Annotated in this window: 10 protein-coding genes and 1 pseudogene; 8 read left to right on the top strand and 3 right to left on the bottom strand. The window is 41.4% G+C overall.

Annotated features, from left to right (window positions below):
- Positions 1 to 187: 187 nt before the first annotated feature.
- From AC1DYB_RS00105 to AC1DYB_RS00130, 6 genes are all read left to right on the top strand, one after another.
- Positions 188 to 3,541 carry a TonB-dependent receptor gene (locus AC1DYB_RS00105; protein WP_477431351.1) on the top strand — a complete coding sequence of 1,118 codons (3,354 nt, stop codon included), beginning with the start codon at positions 188 to 190 and terminating at the stop codon, positions 3,539 to 3,541.
- A 48-nt stretch (positions 3,542 to 3,589) separates the two neighbouring features.
- Positions 3,590 to 5,425 (top strand): RagB/SusD family nutrient uptake outer membrane protein, encoded by a 1,836-nt coding sequence (locus tag AC1DYB_RS00110; RefSeq protein WP_477431353.1) that lies wholly within the window; start codon positions 3,590 to 3,592, stop codon positions 5,423 to 5,425.
- A 72-nt stretch (positions 5,426 to 5,497) separates the two neighbouring features.
- Complete coding sequence (locus tag AC1DYB_RS00115; protein WP_477431355.1) at positions 5,498 to 6,832, top strand: IPT/TIG domain-containing protein; 1,335 nt, start codon at positions 5,498 to 5,500, stop codon at positions 6,830 to 6,832.
- Positions 6,833 to 7,062: 230 nt separating this feature from the next.
- Positions 7,063 to 8,613, top strand: a complete 1,551-nt coding sequence (locus AC1DYB_RS00120) for a right-handed parallel beta-helix repeat-containing protein (RefSeq protein WP_477431357.1) — start codon at positions 7,063 to 7,065, stop codon at positions 8,611 to 8,613.
- 27 nt (positions 8,614 to 8,640) lie between these two features.
- A complete protein-coding gene (locus AC1DYB_RS00125; protein WP_477431359.1) occupies positions 8,641 to 10,155 on the top strand; it encodes a right-handed parallel beta-helix repeat-containing protein in 1,515 nt (504 codons plus the stop codon).
- A gap of 153 nt (positions 10,156 to 10,308) precedes the next feature.
- A complete protein-coding gene (locus AC1DYB_RS00130; RefSeq protein ID WP_477431361.1) occupies positions 10,309 to 11,331 on the top strand; it encodes a LacI family DNA-binding transcriptional regulator in 1,023 nt (340 codons plus the stop codon).
- Between the two features lie 7 nt (positions 11,332 to 11,338).
- Here AC1DYB_RS00130 and AC1DYB_RS00135 read toward each other — a convergent pair whose 3' ends face one another.
- From AC1DYB_RS00135 to AC1DYB_RS00145, 3 genes are read right to left on the bottom strand one after another with little or no spacing between them, the layout of a single operon-like run.
- The gene (locus tag AC1DYB_RS00135) at positions 11,339 to 12,763 is read right to left on the bottom strand and encodes an alpha-L-fucosidase (protein WP_477431363.1); all 1,425 of its coding nucleotides are present in this window, start codon (positions 12,761 to 12,763) and stop codon (positions 11,339 to 11,341) included.
- A gap of 47 nt (positions 12,764 to 12,810) precedes the next feature.
- Positions 12,811 to 14,181, bottom strand: coding sequence for an alpha-L-fucosidase (locus tag AC1DYB_RS00140; RefSeq protein ID WP_477431365.1), 1,371 nt, complete (start codon positions 14,179 to 14,181; stop codon positions 12,811 to 12,813).
- Positions 14,182 to 14,232: 51 nt separating this feature from the next.
- Entirely contained in the window at positions 14,233 to 16,365 is a 2,133-nt protein-coding gene (locus tag AC1DYB_RS00145) for an alpha-N-acetylglucosaminidase (protein WP_477431367.1), read from the bottom strand.
- A 326-nt stretch (positions 16,366 to 16,691) separates the two neighbouring features.
- On the opposite strand from AC1DYB_RS00145, the pseudogene AC1DYB_RS00150 reads away from it, so the two are divergent.
- Positions 16,692 to 17,987, top strand: a pseudogene (locus tag AC1DYB_RS00150) (alpha-L-fucosidase).
- Positions 17,988 to 18,034: 47 nt separating this feature from the next.
- Positions 18,035 to 20,374 (top strand): beta-galactosidase, encoded by a 2,340-nt coding sequence (locus tag AC1DYB_RS00155; protein WP_477431369.1) that lies wholly within the window; start codon positions 18,035 to 18,037, stop codon positions 20,372 to 20,374.
- Positions 20,375 to 20,984 lie beyond the last annotated feature (610 nt).

Consider the following 20,984-nt stretch of genomic DNA (forward strand, 5'->3'; position numbering starts at 1 on the left):
CTTGCATAAGGTAACCTAAAAATAAGCCGGAAGTGCTCGAACACTCCCGACTAAAAAGTTAGGGCTTACCATGAAACTAAATTCGTAGTCCAATTACACCTTAAACCCAAACAAGTTCAAATGTATGAAATGTTATGAAATAAGTTTATACAGGGTCCCCTGTATAAAAAATAAAGCTTTGTTGATTATGAAACTATCCATCATTTTGTTGGTAGCAACCATACTTCAGGCAAGTGCTTCAGGTTACGCACAAAAAATTACATTATCAGAAAAAAATGCTCCTCTGGAAAAAGTTCTTAAAGAAATAAGGGAACAATGCGGATATGATTTCTTCTATAATTCAAAGGTAATTAAGCAGGCTAACCCGGTAAGTATTAGTGTTCTGAATACCGAATTAGAGGAAGTATTAAAACTAACGTTTAAAGACCAGCCGTTTAGCTATAGTATAAACGAGAAAACAATTATAATTAAATCTAAACCTCTTGACGTATCACCACAGTTAACACCGGTTATCATAAAGGTTTCGGGTGTTGTTACTGATTCAAAAGGGCTTACTTTGCCCGGTGCAAGTGTGCGTATTAAAGGCACCAATAAAGGGGTTGTAACTGATAGCGAGGGTAGATTTACTATCGAGGCAGATGTTAATAACGTTCTTGTTGTGTCATTTGCCGGTTTCGTCGCCAAAGAAATTATTGTTACCGGGGCACTATCGTCCATAACTGTTCAGTTGCTTGATGATACCAAGGGTATAAATGAAGTAGTTGTAGTAGGTTACGGTAAACAAAAAAAGCTAACGATAACAGGAGCTGTTACTACGGTAAATGTAGGCGATATAATGACTCCGAACCGTTCCCTGTCTAATGCATTGGCGGGTAAAGTGGCTGGGGTTATATCCATGCAGAGAAGCGGGGAGCCTGGTTATGATAATGCCTCATTTACTATTCGCGGCATTGGTACTTTTACAGGTAATTCAAACCCGCTTGTAATTATAGATGGGGTGCAGCGGGATGATGTAAACAGTACTTACGGAGGTGCTTATAATAACATTGATCCGGAAGATATTCAAAGTATTTCTTTATTAAAAGATGCTTCATCAACGGCTGTATATGGTGCAAAGGGTGCCAATGGGGTTTTAATCATCACCACTAAAAGAGGTGTTGCAGGTAAGCCTAAGATATCTTTCAAAACCGAAGCTGCGATGTCTGGCCTTACCAGAACGCCTAAAATGCTGGATGCGGTATCATGGATGACGCTACATAACGAAGCAACTACGAATGATGGCAGCCCGGCTGCGTATTCGGAAGAAACTATACAAAAAACAGCGAGTGGTTTAGATCCATACCTGTATCCTAACGTTAACTGGATAAAATCTGTTTATAAAGATTGGGCTCCTGGCTACAACACCAATCTGAATGTTAGTGGTGGCGCTTCAACGGTAAGGTACTATGTTTCCGCTTCTTTTTACGATCAGGATGGAAGTTATAAAGTTACCAAGCAAAATGGTTATAACCCTAATCTTAACTTTAAGAGATATGATTTCCGATCTAACCTTGATATTGATTTAAGCAAAACCACTCTATTGTCGATGAACCTGGATGCGATGCTCGTGAGCAGCCGTTACCCCGGCATATCTGCAGGAAATATCTGGTACGAATCGTATTTAACACCACCCAATGCATTTCCAATTCAATATCCCGGTGGCATTTGGGCTGGTCCATATAATAATGGCGGCTCCAATCCGGTAAATGATATTCAAAATTCTGGTTATAGCAGTGAGTTTCGTCCTACTGTTCAGTCTGTTTTTTCCATTAACCAAAAATTGGATGCTATTACCAGCGGCCTAAGCACTATGGCACGGTTTTCATTCGACTCGTACAGCGAAAATGACAACCGCCGATCGGGTACCAATGATCTTTTTTTAGCTACCTCCCGGGACTCGCAGGGTAACCTGGTGCTTGGCCAGTCAAGATACGGGAGCCAGTTTTTAGGCTATTCCCAGTCATCCTCTGCCGAGAAAACCATGTACCTGGAAACAAACGTTAATTACGATCAGTCTTTTGGCAAACATCATGTAAGCGGCCTGATTTTATATAACATGAGATCGAGGGTGGAGAGTTCGGCCGGGAGCGTTATTAACTCTATTCCCTATAATAACCAGGGTTTAGCCGCCAGGGCTACTTATGCATACGCCGATAGGTATTTACTGGAGTTTGATGCAGGTTACACAGGTTCAGAAAATTTTGAACCAGGTAGAAAATTCGGCTTTTTCCCGTCTGTATCCGGGGGCTGGGTAGTTTCAAGAGAACCATTTTTCAAGGGACTTTCAAAAACATTTAACCTGCTTAAAATAAGGGGATCTCATGGTCTTGTGGGCAATGATCAAATTGGGTCTCATTACGGTATCACCAGGTTTCCTTATATCAACCAGTATGGCGGTGGCGGATCTGTAGGTTTAGGCCTTAATGGAACGGTATATGGTGGGACTAGAGAAACCGTAATTGGGGTAGAGAACCTTACCTGGGAAAAAGCAACCAAAGATAATATTGGGTTAGAAATTGGGCTATTCAATAAATTGAACATCACCATTGATGCTTATAAAGAGAGAAGAACCAGCATTTTAGTTCAACGCGGTTCGTTATCGGGAATATTGGGTGTAAGCGGATTTGTATTCGCCAATTTGGGCGAAATGAATAACCATGGTATTGAAGGTAATATTGAGTATAATGAGAATATAGGTAAAGTATCCCTGCGTCTTTATGGTAACCTCACTTATAATAATAACAGAATTGTACAGCAGGATGAGCCTAAGCAATTGTATGCCTATCAGCAGTCTACCGGCCATAAATATGGCGATAATTTGATGTATGTTGCTCAAGGCTTATTTACATCTCAGGACGATGTTGACAAAAGCCCTTCGCAGTTTGGCGCAGTATTAAGGCCCGGCGATATCAAATACAGAGATGTAAATGGCGACGGTGTAATAAATAGCTATGATAAGGTATTTACAGGTAAATCTGATATACCCACCATATTGTACGGCGCAGGATTTACGGTTGGTTATAAAAAATTCGACCTTTCTCTCTTCTTTCAGGGAACCGGCAATGTAATTATTATGGCAAATGGTTCATCAATTAGCGGTGCTGGTGCAGGTGGCGCAGGCATTGTACCGTTTACAGGTATGGGTACCTATCCGTCTGGTATGCTTGCCAACCTTGAAAGCAGGTGGACCGTTGAAAACCCCAGTCAGAACGTTGACTATCCGCGGTTAGGTATTTCCAACCAAAACAGCAATAATTATCAGCCCAGTACCTGGTGGTCAAAAGATGCAAGCTTTGTTCGTTTAAAACAGGCAACATTGGGTTATACGTTTAATCCAGAGGTCTTTACAAAGGCAGGTGTCAATTCACTTTACTTTTATCTAACAGGTCAAAACGTGCTAACATTCTCCAAATTCAAACTTTGGGATCCCGAACTCGGATCCAATGGCGCAGGTTATCCGCCGGTTAGGATATTTGCTTTAGGAGTAAGAGCCGCGTTTTAGAAATAATGGATTTAAATCAATTTAAAAGTATTTTTTAAAGTGTTCCAAATGAAAAAAAACATACTAATTATGGCTGTTGGGGTATGGTTCCTGAGTGCCATTTTATCGTCTTGTAATTACCTTAATAAGAAACCGGATAACCTGTTAACATCTGATTTAATTTGGAGTACCAGGGCTAATGCCGAATCGTACCTGTATAGTATATATGGTTATATTGTTGAAACCGATGGGGGCGACTTTAGTGCAATGGGGGCAAGTGACGAATCTTCTGTATCTATCCCCGGTACCAATGTAAGGCAAATGGTTGTGGGCAACTGGAGTCCCGTAAATGCTTATTTTGACAATTGGGGCAACTACTACAACGGAATCCGGTCGTCATTTATTTTTGAAGCTAATATTGATAAAGTTCCGGCCACACAGTTAAGTGTAACGTTAAAAAATCAATATAAAGCAGAGGCGCGGTTTTTACGCGGATGGTTTTACTGGCAGTTGATAAAACAATATGGCCCGGTTGTGAAATTAACCGAAGCGTTAAGTTTAAATGACGACTTTAACAAATACCCCCGATCATCTTTTGATGAATGTAAAGACTATGTTAACCAGTTGATGGATCAGGCGGCGACAAGTTTGCCAGCCCAATGGCCATCAACCAGTAATTATGGCCGCCCTACAAAAGGTGCCTGCCTTGCTGTAAAAACACAACTTGCTTTATTGGCGGCAAGCCCTTTATGGAACGGTAATCCTGCATTTGCCTCTTTTAAAAATCAGGATGGCAAGCAGCTGGCGCCAACAGCATACGATGCCACTAAATGGAAGGCAGCTGCAGATGCGGCAAAAGCTTTGATTGATTTGGGTTCATATAAGCTATTTACCAATCTTGATAACGGTGGAACTCAGTTTGATCCTTACCTGTCTGTAAGGGATCTTTTCTTAACCAACTGGAACAGCGAGATCATATTTTCAAGAAATTCCTGGAATTTTTGGGGATATACCAAATGCGTATCGCCAGGGCCGGGTGGGTATAGTATGTACAATGCCACCCAAAATATTGTGGATGCATTTTATATGAATAATGGCAGAACGATTGATGATCCGCTGTCTGGATATACCGCAACTAATTTTGCCCAAAGCAAAGGCGATAAGTACTGGGAACACAATAAGGGTCAATGGAATATGTATGCCAAACGCGAACCGCGGTTTTATGCCTATATCCAATACAACGGCCGGCCGGTATTACCTGCCCCAACTGTTGATGATAAAAACTATTATTCATCAGCAGCTAATGTTGATGGCACAGGCAGGGTTGAGTTTTATTACAATGGCAAGGCCGGCGCCAAAGCAAGTGGCGCAAGTAACAATATTACAGGATATGATGTGCTGAAAAATGTAAGCCCCGCCGATAATATAAGGCAGGATGCTGCCAATTACCGGCCTTTTATACTGATCAGGTATGCAGAAATATTGCTGGATTATGTAGAGGCTTTGAATGAATATGATCCGTCCAATCAAAACATCGTTCTTTATCTTGATCAGGTAAGGAGCAGAGCAGGTTTGCCTGGTATAGAGACTGTTTACCCGGAAGCTGTTGGCAATAAAGATTTAATGCGAAAATACATTTTAAGGGAGAGACAGGTAGAACTGTGTTTTGAAAGCGACAGGTACTATACCCTGATAAGAAGATTATCATTAGGTGCTGATGAAAATCAAACCATTTATGGCCTTAATGTAAATACGGACGATCAGGGCCAGGGATTTTCTTTTACAGGTTTATATAATAAAACGCTTTTTCAAAAAAGAGTGTGGAACAATAAAATGTACCTGTTCCCAATTTCCCAGTACCAGTTAGACCGCGACAGGGCATTGGTACAAAATCCGGGGTGGTAATGGAAGTTTTTATTTGCCGAAAAAGCAATATAGAACTTGTAATAAATAAATAATTAACAAGTAATTATTCAAATGAAAACATTCATAAATATAATGGCAAAAAGTGTAAATCAATACTTACTTGCTGGTGTGCTTTTTATAATAATAGCTTTTGTAAGTTGTAAAAAAGATAAACTCCCTACGCATAATGCCGATTCGCCTATCAGCATTAATACATTAATGCCTGCGCAGGGTAGCGGGGGTACAGAAGTATTGATTACAGGTACTAATTTTTCAACAGACACTTCGCAAATCGCGGTTACCCTGAATGGATTAAAGCTTAAAATTATTGGGGCCAATACCAAACAAATGATTGTAGTGGTACCCAAAAAAGCGGGTTCGGGGCCTATCGTTGTAACCATCGGAAAAGGCACTGCAACAAGCGCAGGTAACTTTACTTACCAATATACCAGGACTGTTACCACATTGGCAGGATCTGGCAAGGCCGGCTTTGCCAATGGCCAGGGAACAGATGCCATGTTTAATTTTAGCGGTCAAACCTGGTACCGGAGCTGTGGCATAACCGTTGATGACAACCTGAACATTTACGTTGCCGACCCGGGAAATCATAGCATCAGAAAAATTGATACAGCCGGGAATGTAACTACCCTTGCTGGCAATCCACAGGTTTCGGGCTATGCGGATGGAAAAGGGAGCGCGGCAAATTTTTCGTTACCTTATGATGTGGCTGTTGATGCTCAGGGCAACGTATATTCTGTTGATCCCGGTAATTATGACATCCGCAAAATATCTCCCGATGGCACCGCTACCACCTGGGCCTGGGGAAACCAGGCGCCATGGAGCGTAGCCGTAGATAAAACTACCGGTTATGTTTATTACTCCAGTTGCTCCAGCCCGGGAAACATTTACCAGGTAACAGCTCAATTTACTGCCAAGCAGGTTGTATCTGGTCTTAATTACCCTGCAGGTATAAAATTTGATAAAACCGGCAATTTATACGTATCCATTAACGGCGACCAGGTTATTAAAAAATTCACAGCAAGCACCTGGCAGGAAAGCACCATCGCCGGGCAGGTTGGTGTTGTAGGATATTTAAACGGAGCTGCTACGGCAGCAAAGTTTGCTTACCCCTGGGGTATTGCTGTGGATAATAGCAACAATATTTATGTGGCAGGTAACGGCACGTGGGATGGAGGTAGTTACAATCCGGATCAAAGTATTCGGTATATAACGGCCAACACTTTTGATGTAAGCACTTTTGCCGGAAGCGGTACGGCTGGTTACGCTGATGCCATTGGCGGGGCCGCACTTTTTAGCGCTCCAACCGGTGTTGCTGTTGATAAAAACGGAACAGTGTATGTATTGGATAAAATCAATAACAGGGTAAGAAAAATAGTTTCAGAATAAAGGCAATCCGCATACTGAAATTGCCTCTGGTAATTATTGCTGTCAGATCCTGATCATCTATCCCAACAAATACCTTTTATTGTTCGGGAGCCAATGTGAATGATAGTTTATGATTTGTATGGTACCTCGCAGCAGATATGTTTCTGCTGCGGGGCTATACTTTGCGCCCTTAGGTGTCAATAAACATAGTAACCTAAAAGCAGCAAGTATTTCTTAATAAAAAAATCGTAATGAAATTTTATATCAATATTTTGTTAGTGTGTGCGTTTGCTGTGCAAACCCTTGCCTGTAGCAAAAAAACTGCCGGTAATAATGTGATACCCGTAGCTACTACTCATATTTATTATGTGGCAGTTAATGGATCCGAGGCTAATACAGGCGCAATTAATTCCCCTTTCCAAACCATCAATACGGCGTTGAGCCATGCCGTGCCCGGTGATACCGTTATGGTTAGGGGTGGTAGCTATTATGAAAAAGTGGTGTTCCCCAAGTCGGGAATTATGGATAAGCTGATTACACTAAAAGCATACCCCGGCGAAAGGCCTGTAATAGATGGAAGCAAAATAATAGTTTCGGGTTGGATGTCGTTGGTTACACTAAGCAACGTAAGGTTTATATCGTTGGATGGTTTTGATATTTGTAATCTTACAAGTGCAACTTTTAACACTGATCCTGAGGGTATAGCCATCAACGGCGACTCGCACCATATCACTATTAAAAATTGCAATATCTATAACATAAAAAGCAACGCCTCACTGTCCGACTGGCGAAGCGGCCACGCTATACTGGTAATAGGCAACGGAACTACAGCAATTACCAACCTGGCTATTACCGGATGCACCGTACATGATACCCAAACTGGTACAAGCGAAAATGTAACGCTGGCCGGCAACATCGACGGCTTCATTTTTAGCCACAATAAAGTATACGATACAGAAAACATAGGGATAATTGTTGCCGGTGGCGATAATCTGAACAAAGGTGGGGCAGTTGCTACCAATTATGCCCGTAACGGGGTAATCAGCGATAACGAGTTTCACGATAATACCATGACCAAAACCCTCGAAATTTGGGGTCCGGACAGATATGGGGCTATCTCTATTTACGTTTGCGGCGGTGCCAACACCATCATCGAAAGAAACAAAGTATATAACAGCGACCGGGGGATAGGGCTGGTGAGCGAAAGCAATGTGTATGCAACCAAAACCACTATTGTAAGAAACAACTTTGTGTATAACTGCTATCGTACAGGCATATACATGGGCGACTATTTAAACTATACATCAGGCGGAACTAAAAGCTGTTATGTGGTGAATAACACGTTGTATCAGAATGATCGGGTTGTGGGCGCATTTGGGGAGATAGAAGGGGAGATAAGGCTTACCGAGCATTGCGATAGCAACGTGATAAAGAACAATATTGTATATGCCAGGCCGGTTGATGTATTTATTCATAAGTACACCTCAACAGGAAGCAACAATATTATCGATAACAATTTATACTACACCACAGGCACCCCACAGTGGATCTGGAATAGCACCAGCGGCACGCCGTATACCGATTTAAATGCCTGGAAAGCGGCCAGCGCTAATGATGCAAATTCATCAAATGGTATCGATCCCCGTTTACTGAGTACATCACTTCCTGATCTTCATTTACAATCATCTTCGCCTGCAAAAAATTCCGGACAGATCATTTCAGCGGGTATAAATGGTACAACAGATATTGACGGGAATACACGTATAGTGAATAATAAAATAAGTAAGGGCGCACAGCAGTAAGGTGTATTTAATTAAAAACGAAAGGTTATGAAACTTAATTTGAATGTTTTTTTAATGCTTGGTTTTGTTGCACAGGTATTTGGTTGCAGCAAAAAAAGCGTCAACGAGGTTGTAGCACCTTCTGGTGGCGTTCATATCTACTATGTGTCTGTAAATGGTTTAGAATCGAACAAGGGAACAATTGATGCGCCCTTTCAAACCATTAATACCGCGCTAAGCCGTACGGTGCCTGGCGATACCGTAATGGTAAGGGGCGGCGTATATAGTGAAAAAGTGGTATTCCCGAAGTCGGGAGTGATGGATAAGTACATTACGTTAAAGGCGTACCATGGCGAGAAACCCATTATTGATGGCAGTGCTTTTAACGTGAATGGCCGCGAGGCCCTGATAACCATTGATAAGGCAAAGTTTATAGTGGTGGATGGTTTTGAAATACGTAACCTTAAAACCGCAACCGGCGATCCCAAAGCCATTATGGTTGAGGGCGGCTCTGATTATATTACCATAAAAAATAACACCGTATACGGTATTGACTATACCCAGCTTCCGCTTAACGGAGGCGGGAATGCTATTCTGATTATTGGGAATACTACCGATCCGGTAACTAATATTACTGTTACCGGGAATACCATACATGATTGTAAAACCGGCTATGGCGAAAACTTAACCGTTAATGGCTATGTTGATGGGTTTACCATCACCAATAATACCATTTACAATGCCCAAAATATTGGTATTGACGCGGCCGGTGGCTATTCGGCCAATGCAGATCCTGTGCTTAATTACGCCCGCAATGGTGTTATCAGTGGTAATACCCTCTATAATATTGAAAGCAAAAGGGGGCCGCTTGGCGGGCATGGCGCTATAGGTATTTATGTAGATGGCGGCAGAAATGTGGTAGTGGAAAAAAACAAAGTATCCGTTACAGACAGGGGGATTGGCGCGGTAAGCGAAACCAATGGATTCCCTACTGATCATGTTACCATAAGGAATAACCTGGTATATAATTGCTGGTGTTCTGGTATCTATATGGGCGGGTATTTAAACTACACAGGTGGCGGTACAAGTAACTCGGCCATTGTGAATAATACATTGTACAACAATAACCAGGCCCTGGGCGCTTTTGGCGAAATAGAAGGAGAGATCAGTATCAGGGAGGATTGCAACAACAATGTTATAAAAAACAACATTATTTATGGAGGAGCATCAGATATGTTTATTCATAAATACACGGCCAAGGGATCTGGTAACGTCATAGATTACAATCTATACTACACAACAGGCGCCGCACAGTGGACATGGAACGGCAGCTCTTATACCGATTATAATTCATGGAAAGCAGCCAGCAGCGCCGATGCCAGTTCAACATATGGCACAGATCCTTTATTTATAAATACATCCGGCCCCAATCTTCATTTGCAATCATCTTCTGCAGCAAAAAACAGCGGGCAGGTAATATCTGATATTGTTAACGGTAATACTGATTTTGATGGTAACGTACGTACTGTAAATAAGCAAATAAATAAAGGCGCTTATCAATGATCAATCATTACGCTGTAAATGGAATATGCGCTTCGTGCTTTGGATTGATGTTTTGAAATCCGGTAGTGGCGATGATAATCCTTTACTCTTGCTTAATGCTTACGTGTTTTGGACAAAATAGTTAATCCTCATTGTTTTAATCTTGATTACAAAATGGAAAAGATCCCCACAATTAAAGAGATAGCTAAACGCTTAAAAGTGAGCGCTTCAACAGTATCCCGCGCCCTTCATGGTCATCCCAGCATTGGCCTGGTAACTACCATGCGGGTTAATAAGGTAGCAAGCGAATTAAATTATGAGCCAAATCAAACCGCCATATTTTTTAAGCAGCGAAAAACATTTACTATCGGTGTTATTCTTCCCGATTTTTCTGACGCGTTTTTTTCTGCGGCCCTTAGCGGGATAGAAGATTATGCCAGCAAAAAAAATTATAACGTTTTTATAGGGCAGTCATTAGAAAGTCCTGATAAGGAAAAGCGCATCCTGGAAACCATGAAAAATCATCGGTTAGATGGTATTATCATATCCATCAGTAAAAACACCACGGATTTTGAAGTGTTTAACCAATTGAAAAAATATAATATTCCTGTTGTTTTTTTTGACCGTATTCCGGGTATGGAAGATATACATTACTCGTCTTGTAATCTCCAATCGGGAATGTTACAGGCCATTGATTGTTTGATAGAAAAGGGGCATCGTCGTATCGGGTTAATTAATGGCCCCTCGCAACTGGGTGCAAGTAAAGAGCGACTGGATGCCTATAAAAAAGGGCTTAGTGAGCACCAGGTAGATATAAATGCCGAACTTGTTGTTTCGTCAGATCTGTCATCGGCTCAAAATCACTATGCCATGCAAAGACTATTATCTTTAAAAGAACGACCAACAGCTATCATTACCTTTAATGATTATGTGGCACGTGATGCAATAGCGGTGGTTAAAAACAACAACCTGGTTGTTAATCGCGACATTAGCTTTATTAGTTTTGCCAATTCACCCATCTGGAGCTTTATGGATAATTCGCCTCTTGCATCCATTGAACAGTTTCCCCGGAAACAGGGTGTAAAAGCAGCAGAGATACTTTTTAAGCTATTTGAAGATCGCATTGAGGAAAAGCCATTGACTCCCGTTTTTCACCGGGCAGTATTTGATTCCAATATGGTATCTCATGTTAGTTGATATTAAGTTAATAATCTAATTCAAATGTTCCGCTATACTTTAAGGTAGTGCTTTTTTGTAAAGCATCGGGTATTTGAATGCTTAACAAACCGTTTTGATATTGCCATTTTAATTTTTGAGTGCTGCCCAGCAGGCTTACTTTTTTTAGCTGTTTAATGTTATTTACAGGGAAACTTACGCTGGCGGGGAGATTAACACTCGCTTTTTCAGATAACCAAAAGGCATACAATGTTTTTTGGTTTTTTGCCTTAGTGAAATAAATATTCCCGGCAGAGTAAGGGGCAACCGGCTCAGTACCATAGATGCCTTTGCTGTTAATTTTCATCCAGTCGGCAATATCCTGTAATCTTTGATAGGCCTCGGGATTCCAGTCGCCATCGGGCCCAGGGGCGATATTGAGCAGGAGATTACCTCCCCGTGAAACTATTTTAATCAGTGTTTGCACCAGTTGAATGCTGGGCTTAAATTCATCATTAGGCACATAGCTCCAGTACTTACCAATGGTCATGCAGGTTTCCCATGGGTAGGATAGGGGCTTATCCGGTACTTCTTGTTCTGGCGTGGTATAGTTTTCAAATTCGCCGGTAACTGTACGGTCTACCATAATGAGGCCGGGTTGATAACTGCGGCTCATTTTTGCTATTTTGGCCATATCAAGATCCTGGTTATAGTGTTGCGGATCATTGCCCTTTTCAGGAGATGGCCTTACCCAGCCGCCGTCGAGCCATAAAATATCTACCTTGCCATAACCGGTCATCAATTCTTCAATTTGATTATAGGTAAAATCTTTAAATTTTTGCCAGCGTTCGGGGTAGTGTGCCGGGTCATAATTAACATTGTGGTCTTTTGGGGGGAAGTAAGACCACCAATAGTTTTGATTGTGCCAATCCGGTTTGGAGAAATAAGCCCCGATCATAAAATTATCTTTACGAAAGGCGTTAAATATTTCTTTGGTGACATTGCTTCGTGGATTTTTTGAGAAAGGTGTTTTTGGGTCTGTAATCTTATAATCCGTTTGTTTGGTATCAAACATGCTAAAGCCATCATGGTGTTTGGTGGTAAATACCACGTAATTCATGCCCGCAGCTTTGGCTGCCCTGGCCCATTTTTCTGGGTTAAAGTTAACCGGGTTAAAGGTGGTTTGTAAGTTTTCGTAAGCTTTTTTATAGGTAAAATAATCATCGCTATACGGGCCGGTACGGGTAACCCAATCATCGGGGCAAATAGTCCAGCTTTCTGCAACTCCCCATTGGCTGTAGGTACCCCAGTGCATAAACAAACCAAACTTTTGGTCCTGCCATTGAACAAGTTTTTGCCGTACCAGGGAATCTTTAGGTACCTGGTATGTGGTTGACATTGCATGTTCGTTTTGCGCGAACGCTACGCGGCTACAGCACAGGAAGCAAAGGCCAAATATGATTTTTTGAATCATGATGATATACTTATTGGAATTTATTGTTGTAATGGCTGGTGGTTAATTTATTTCAATATCAACTCAATTACCGGGATCTCGGTATCAGGTTTAGCTTCAGGAAGATTTAATACCAGGTCGTTTCCCGAGTCTTTTGATTTACTATCCGGTTGTATCTCTGATGCATCGTGCAAAAACTGGATGTATTTTACCTTATCCTTATAATCGGGTAAGGTGATTGTTTTGCCCGGATAATCTAACAAATGAACATACAGTCGTTTGGTATTTGCATTATAGGTAAGCATGGTATGATCCGGGGCCTTAAATGCTTCCGGCGCTTCGGTACATCCATAAACCGACCGGCTATTATATTTCATCCAGGCTGCTATGCCGTCTAATCTTTCGTTGGCTCGTTTATCAAATAAACCTCGGGCAGTAGGGCCAACATTCAACAGTAGGTTACCGCGTTTGCTTACAGCCTCTATAAGCATTGTAATTAACTGTTTGGTGCTTTTCCAACTGTTTTCGTCGCGGAAATATCCCCAGGAGCCAGAAAATGTTTGGCAGGTTTCCCAATAGTTTTTGTAGTCGTTTTTCTTGGTCCATTCTGTTAAGTTTACCTGTTCGGGTGTCAGGTAATCCCATCCGTCCTGGTATTCGTTTATATCAAGGCGATTATCAATTATAATATTGGGCTGTAGTTTTCTTATCTCTTTAACTAATTCAACAGATCCCCAGTCTTTGCTGCCTTTGCCATGTTTTCCATTGTCAGGGTACGAAAAATCAAGCCACAGCATGTCAATTTTGCCGTAATTGCTAAGCAGTTCTTTAATCTGATTGTGCATGTAGGTACGATAGCGTGCCATATCACGGCCTTTGTTTAACTTGTCGTAATCCTCATCCTTTTCGCTTGCGGGTTGTAGCGGGTGTAAAACATCAACCGTAAAATCCGGATGATGCCAATCCAGCAGCGAATAATAGAAACCAATTTTTATGCCTTCGGCCCTAAAGGCGTCTACAAATTCTCTTACAAGGTCTCTTTTAGCGGCGGTATTTGTGGCCTTATAGTCGGTATATTTTGAATCAAATAAGCAAAACCCTTCGTGATGTTTGGTAGTAAGCACTGCATATTTCATTCCGGCTGCCTTAGCTTTCTTTGCCCATTCCTTTGGGTTAAACAAATCGGGGTTAAACTCATCAAAATAGGGCTGGTATTGTTCGTTGGTCATTCGTTCCCATCTTTTTACCCATTCATGCCTTGCCGCCTGCGAATAAAGCCCCCAATGGATAAACATACCAAAGCGGTCATTAGTCCACCAGGCCATGCGTTTCGCTTTTTGTTCAGGTGTTTCTGTGCCTATTTTTTTTTGAGCGTATAAAGAAGAAAATGCCAGGAAAATTAATAAAGTACTTAAAACTGCTTTTTTGATTTGACGCATAGCGAACCTTTAGTTTGAATTTAATATGGATTAAAAAAGGGTAAGGATACTTTACATTGATAAAATTTCGGCAACAACTTCCTGTAAAGGTCTTTGTGGTTTTTCGGGATTTAGCTTTTGGTTTTGCTCCACCCAGTTCCGCTCCCAGGCAAAGTAATCTGGTTCGCGCGTGTTTTTGCCCTGAAGGTTGCCGCGCAGGTAATCAAAATAAATTTCCCAGCGGGGCAAGTAATAACTATCCATCAAGCCGGCCCATTCTTTATAGGCATACTCATGCAGGTTATCTTCCGTACGTACGTTTTCTCCCCAATAGGTAATCTGCATTAAAAGGTTTTTTAAATTATTTGCCTTTTCTTCTGCAGTATTTCCGTTATCTATGGATTGTTTAATATAAGTATTGAGCCTGAAGTAATGATCGGTGTTCAAAAGATCATCTGTTAACTTTATCATGTTCAAAAACTTTCCGCTTGCCTTGTTGAAAGCCTGCAGATCCTTATTGTTGTTTGCCATTACCAGCTCATTAAAAACAATGGTTCCTTTATTGGCCAGCACCTGCCTAACCATGTTGATGAGGTCTATTTTATAAGTAGCCGAATTAATGAGCGCGGGGGAGGCTTTAGCAAATTCCTTTACGGCGTTTTCAAACTTTACAGTATCATAATTACGGGTAAGCGTACCCCAGCTTGATGTTGATTTAATTTTAAGCGCAGGCCTTGCACAAAAGATAGATTCGCCCGCACCTTCCTGGTAGCCGGGAAGGCTTTGATAAATTGTTTGTAAAAAGCCCTGCCAGCCATTACTGGTATGCACGTTACTTTTACCATAACGATATTGGGCATATTTATCAATCCAATCCCGGGTATCTACGTGGTTTTTGCGCCAACCCAGTTCAAGCATCAGATCATAATCGGGAGGGTTGTTGTTAATACCTTCGGGCATGATGCCTACACCTTTAAGGTAATTACTGTAGGTGCTTTTCCGGGCCCTGTCTATTTCATCGGCAAAGCGTTGTAATTTTCCATAAACACCAGGGCGTTCGCCAAAATTGTTAACGCTACACCATATAAAGGGGGTGTTATCATAGGCTTTACGTTTTTCCCAGTTGTTTGTAAATTCACCAAAAAGCTCCTGTACCAATATTTTTGATTTATCAAGACCATCAAGCATGCCCTGTTTTGGATTGTCCTGCCAGCCCTGCAATACCCAGGTGGAGCCCGGATAGTAATTTTGCATTGATGCCTGTATGGCAGTTCCCGCTTTTTTCAAATCAACACCATCAGTTTTACCTCCCTCATGAAAAGGGTCGCCTGCAAAAAAGTGAATGTTTTTACCATATAATGCTTGCATTTCGCTGTAATAGATGCCCGCTATCCGGCTAAATTCAGGATCAGTAGGGTCAAGTATATCGGGCCTTTTAAAAGCCCCCCAGGTACCCTGGTCAATGATATGCGCTTTGCTCTTATTTTTTAACGAACTTGGAACCATCCCATAAAAACCCTGCAATACAGGTTCTATGCCCAGCTCCTTCATTCGTTTTATCATTTTTTGTTGAATCAGTTTCCGGTTGTCAATCTGGCTTTGAGGCATTGCGCCTCCCCAGCCTTCAATATTACCCATAAGCCACCACGCGGTGTAAGCCGGGCCTACTATAAAATTGTTAATTTCATTTTCGGTGTATCCTATCTTCCGCAGGGTGTTTTGCCACACTGCTTCCATACCTTCAACGGTAAGCATGGTGTTAACCCCGTTCAGGGCCATCCAGTCCAGTTCGCGTTCCCAGTCTGGCCAGCTATAAAAACTCATCGTATAATTATAAGTACAGTAATTTAATGCATAACGATACTTAGCCTCTGCCTGCACCGTTGCTTTTTTGCTAACAACCGGGATTGGGAATACCGGCGACAGGTTATCGCCCATGTGCGACATGGAACGATGGCAATAATATTTTAAATACCAGTTTACTCCAACGGCTGCTGCGTTAGCTCCGGAGGCACTGATAACCAGTTTGTTTTTTATGGTTTGCAGTTCAACTATTTCGGGGCTGTTGCTTTTTAAAGATTTGAAAATAACATGATCGCTTAACCAGGGAGCGCGCCTTTTAACCAATGCTTTTACAGGATCAAACTGTTGGGCAAAAAGCTGTAACGGTAGTAATAAAATAAGCAGGTAAGTTAGTTTTCGCATAAAAAATGTATCGGTTTTTTCTGTTAATATTTCCGAAACTAACTAAAAATTAATGGAAATATAATGTGCCTGCCCATGCCCTGGCAGCATAAAACTTACGCAAACGTTTGATATATCCTACGCAACCGGTTGCGTAATTTTCCACTATTTTTTTCGATTATTATTTTACTACCATTGTAATTAACAAGGGGGATATTTCATAAATATGGCTCCTATTGCAATGCTTTCGTCTTAAAAAAATGAAGAAAATTATAATCACCCTTATTGTTTGTATAGCGGTAAATACGTTTTCGTTTGCGCAAACAATTTCCCCTGCCGATTCATTAATGGGGGCTACCATATTAAGTAAGCGCCCTGATTCAGCAATGCAAAAATGGCGCGAAAATCGTTTCGGTCAGTTTATTCATTGGGGATTGTATGCTGTTACCGGCGGCCAATGGAAAGGTAAAGATTATCCTACTTCCGCCGAATGGTTAAAAGTGGATGCCGGCATTTCATCTGCAGAGTATGCAGAAATTATTCACCAGTTTAATCCTCAAAAATATAACCCAACAGAATGGGCGCATATGGCTAAAAGCATGGGGGTAAAGTATGTTATCATTACTACCAAGCACCACGAAGGATTTTGCTTGTGGCCCAGTAATTTTACAAATTTTTCTGTCGCATCAACGCCTTATAAAAAAGATCTGTTGATGCCTTTTGTAAAGGCCTACCAAAAGGAGGGTATCGATGTTTATTTTTATTATTCTATTCTTGACTGGCATCATCCCGATTATCGTTCTGTTATACAATCTGAAGACGACCAAAAAGCTTTTGAACGGTATTTTGCATTCGTTAAAAATTAGCTCAAAGAGTTGATAAGCACTTACCCCGATATTAAAGGTTTTTGGTTTGACGGGCAGTGGGAAGCATCCTACAAAAAAAACTATAAAATGGGTTATGAGCTGGAGCAATATTGCAGGGCATTAAAACCGGGTATCATCCTAAATAATCGCATTCGTACAGACGCGCAGGGGCATGTAGATCATGATTATAAGGGGCGGCATTTTGGTGATTTTGACGGCAGTTTTGAGCGCCGTTTACCATCCAACGTAAAAAAGTTGGATTTTGATTGGGAGGCTTGCATGACCGTTCCCGAAAATCAATGGGGATACCATAAAATATGGGAGGGCCACACCAAAACTCCATATGAAATACAGGAGATGCTTGCAACCTGTACCTCTATGGGCGGTAATTTCGTGCTCAATTTTGGCCCCCAGCCCGATGGTACCATACGTACCTATGAGCAAAATTTGGCTAAAGAGGTTGGCACATGGATGCAAGCTAACGGAAAGGCAATATATGGATGTGATAATGCGGGCCTCGATAAACAGGATTGGGGCTATTTTACACAAAAGCCCGGTGATGACAAGCTTTATATGATCGTTTTCAATATACCAACCTCCAAAGCTTTAAAGTTAAAACTTCCCGAAAAAACCACAATTGCAGATAACTCTCTTTTAACCGATAATCATCAGAAATTCCGTATCGAGAAAACGTACGGAAATGAATATTACCTGCATTTAGGGGATGCAAAGTTTACCCAGCCATTTGTGATAACGTTGCAGTTAAAAAAGGATTAACCGGTTTTTGATAATTATTTAGTAACACAGCTCAAAATTGATTTTTAATGAAAAAAAGTATTATTAAACTGCTTCTTTTAATATGCGTGCTAAGTTCCAAACCTGCTTTTAGTCAGCAGGAAATAAACGAACCATTTAAAATTGGCACAGAATCATTTATTTTAAACGGGAAACCCTATGTTATTCGTTGCGGGGAAATGCATTTTGCCCGCATACCCAAAGCGTATTGGAGGCACCGGTTAAAAATGGCGAAAGCAGTTGGTTTAAATACAGTTTGCGCTTACCTGTTTTGGAATTTTCATGAAACAACCCCTGGTAAATTTACTTGGGAAGGGCAGGCCGATGCAGCTGAGTTTTGTAAAATAGCGCAGGAAGAAGGCTTATATGTATTGTTGCGACCAGGCCCATATTCATGTGCCGAATGGGAATTTGGTGGTTTGCCCTGGTGGTTGTTAAAAAAGAAAGACATTCAATTACGCACCCAGGACCCTTATTATATGGAACGTTGCCGTCAATATTTAAAAGAAGTTGGTCGTGTTTTAAGCCCTTTGCAAATAACTAATGGCGGGCCCATATTAATGGTGCAGGTTGAAAATGAATATGGTAGCTACGGTGCAGATAAAGCATATGTTTTAAAAATACGGGATCGTTTAAAAGAAGCAGGCTTTACCGTTCCCCTGTTTACTTGCGATGGCACCGTTCAACTAAAGAATGATGTACAGAAGTCTATTTTTGCGGTAGTGAACTTTGGCAACAATCCCGAAGCTGGTTTTAAAGCCCTGCGCGAAGTTCAGGCCACGGGGCCACTAATGTGCGGGGAGTACTATCCGGGCTGGTTTGACAGCTGGGGCGGGCCGCATCATACCGGCTCAAATGATCATCTTATAAAAGAACTTGGCTGGATGCTTGATCATAAGGCTTCTTTTAGCATATACATGATACATGGCGGCACATCGTTCGGCTTATGGGCAGGGGCTAATTGCCAGCCATACGCCCCCGAAACATCAAGTTATGATTATGATGCTCCTATCAGCGAAAATGGTTCTGAAACGGCTAAGTATGATGAGTTGCGCAATACGCTTAAAAAATATCTTCAACCAGGCGAAGTATTAACAGATGTACCTGCCGCAATACCTGTACAAAAAATCGCTCCTTTTAACCTTACTATGGTAGCCCCGATAATGGAGCAATTGAAAAAGCCTGTGCTAAGTGATACCACGCTGTATATGGAAGACCTGAACCAGGGCTATGGGATGATGGTTTATGAAACAACCTTGCCGGCTGGTACAAAAAGCAAGCTGGATTTTACCGAAGTACATGACTACGCGGAAGTGTTTATCGATAATAAACTCATCGGTGTATTAAACAGGATGAAGAATGATCATATTATTGAAATTCCTGCACTACCTAAGGGCGCCAGGCTTAGGGTTTTTGTTGAAGCCATGGGGCGGGTTAACTATGGCTATTACCTGCACGATCGCAAAGGTTTACAGGGCGAAGTTTATAGTATAGCGGGAGCGCAAAAGGTTATGTTAAAAGGCTGGAAACATTATTCAATACCATTGGGTGAAGGCAATCCGGCGTTTAAATACAAGGCTATTCGCGCAGTACCCAAACTGAACGAGCCAGCCTTTTATAAAGGATATTTTAATGTAAAAAGCAACAGTGATTTTTATCTGGATATGCGCTGGTTTAAAAAAGGAGTGGCCTGGATAAATGGACATTGCCTTGGCCGTTACTGGAACATTGGGCCAACCCAAACCATGTATGTACCAGGGGTATGGCTAAATAAAGGGAAGAATGAAATAGTTATACTGGATATGCACCGCCCGTTCGCCACCCGCCTGCAAGGCCTGGATAAACCTATTCTTGATAGCCTTACAGCAATAGAGGCCATCAGCAGTAACCATCGCAAAGCCGGGCAAAAATTTGGCAATAATTTGAGTAGCTTGTTATATACCGGGGCAATGGAAAACACCGCTAAATGGCAAACGTTTACATTCCCCTTAAAAAGTGGACGATACCTTGCCCTTGAAGCAATGAATAACTTTATGGGCGACCAATTTACTGCATTGGCAGAACTTGAATTGCTTGACGAGAATGGAAAACAAATTCCTCGCAGTTTATGGAAAGTGGTGTATGCTGATAGCGAAGAATTGAAAGGGGAGGATGGTAAATCAGAAAACGTGTTCGATTTGCAGTATACCAGTATCTGGCATAGCCAATGGAAGGATAACGCTACTAAACACCCTCACCAAATAGTTATTGACCTGGGAAGTAAAACAACCATAAGCGGTATTAAAATGCTGCCACGCCAGGATATGGAAACCGGAAGAATTAAAGATTTTAAAGTTTATTTGGCTAATGAGCTTTTTAACGGTTTGTAATTTTACTTTAAGTTCCTGTTGCCTCAGGGTCCTCATTGAAAAGGGATTCTGAGGCCGCTTGCTAAGTATATACCAGGTATATTTGACCTGGATGGTCCCAGGGTTCTCCTTTGGAGAGACCCTCAATGCTATTAAGTTAATGAGTTTCTCCCCCAGCGGGGGGATAGCTTTGTAGCAAAAAAGCAAAAATGAAGCTCCGTGCCAGAGGTACGGAACCTTAGGTAGCGTACCTATGGCACGCAAAAGACAATTTATTTATGTTTTTCTACAAAGCTTTTGCTCCTCTGGAGCACCCCATCACTCTCCTAACTTAATAGCATTGGAGAGACCCTGAGGGGACGGAAATTTTCTTAGTACTTGCCTTTATATCAAAAAAGGTAAATAATATTCCTATTTATTAAAAAATAATATTTGATGATTGCCTATGTTTGGTTAACTAATTACCAATAAACATGAGCATATCAATTAATTGAAAGCGGTCAGTTAAATGTTTTGCTTGTTAAATCAGTTTTAAATGAATATATGTTAGATAGACATTAATTTTTAATAGATATTCGTTTTAAAATTTTGGTTGGGTTTATTCAAAACCCTCCCCTCTGATTGAGGTTGT

The sequence above is a fragment of the Mucilaginibacter sp. P2_A4 genome, assembly GCF_056405015.1.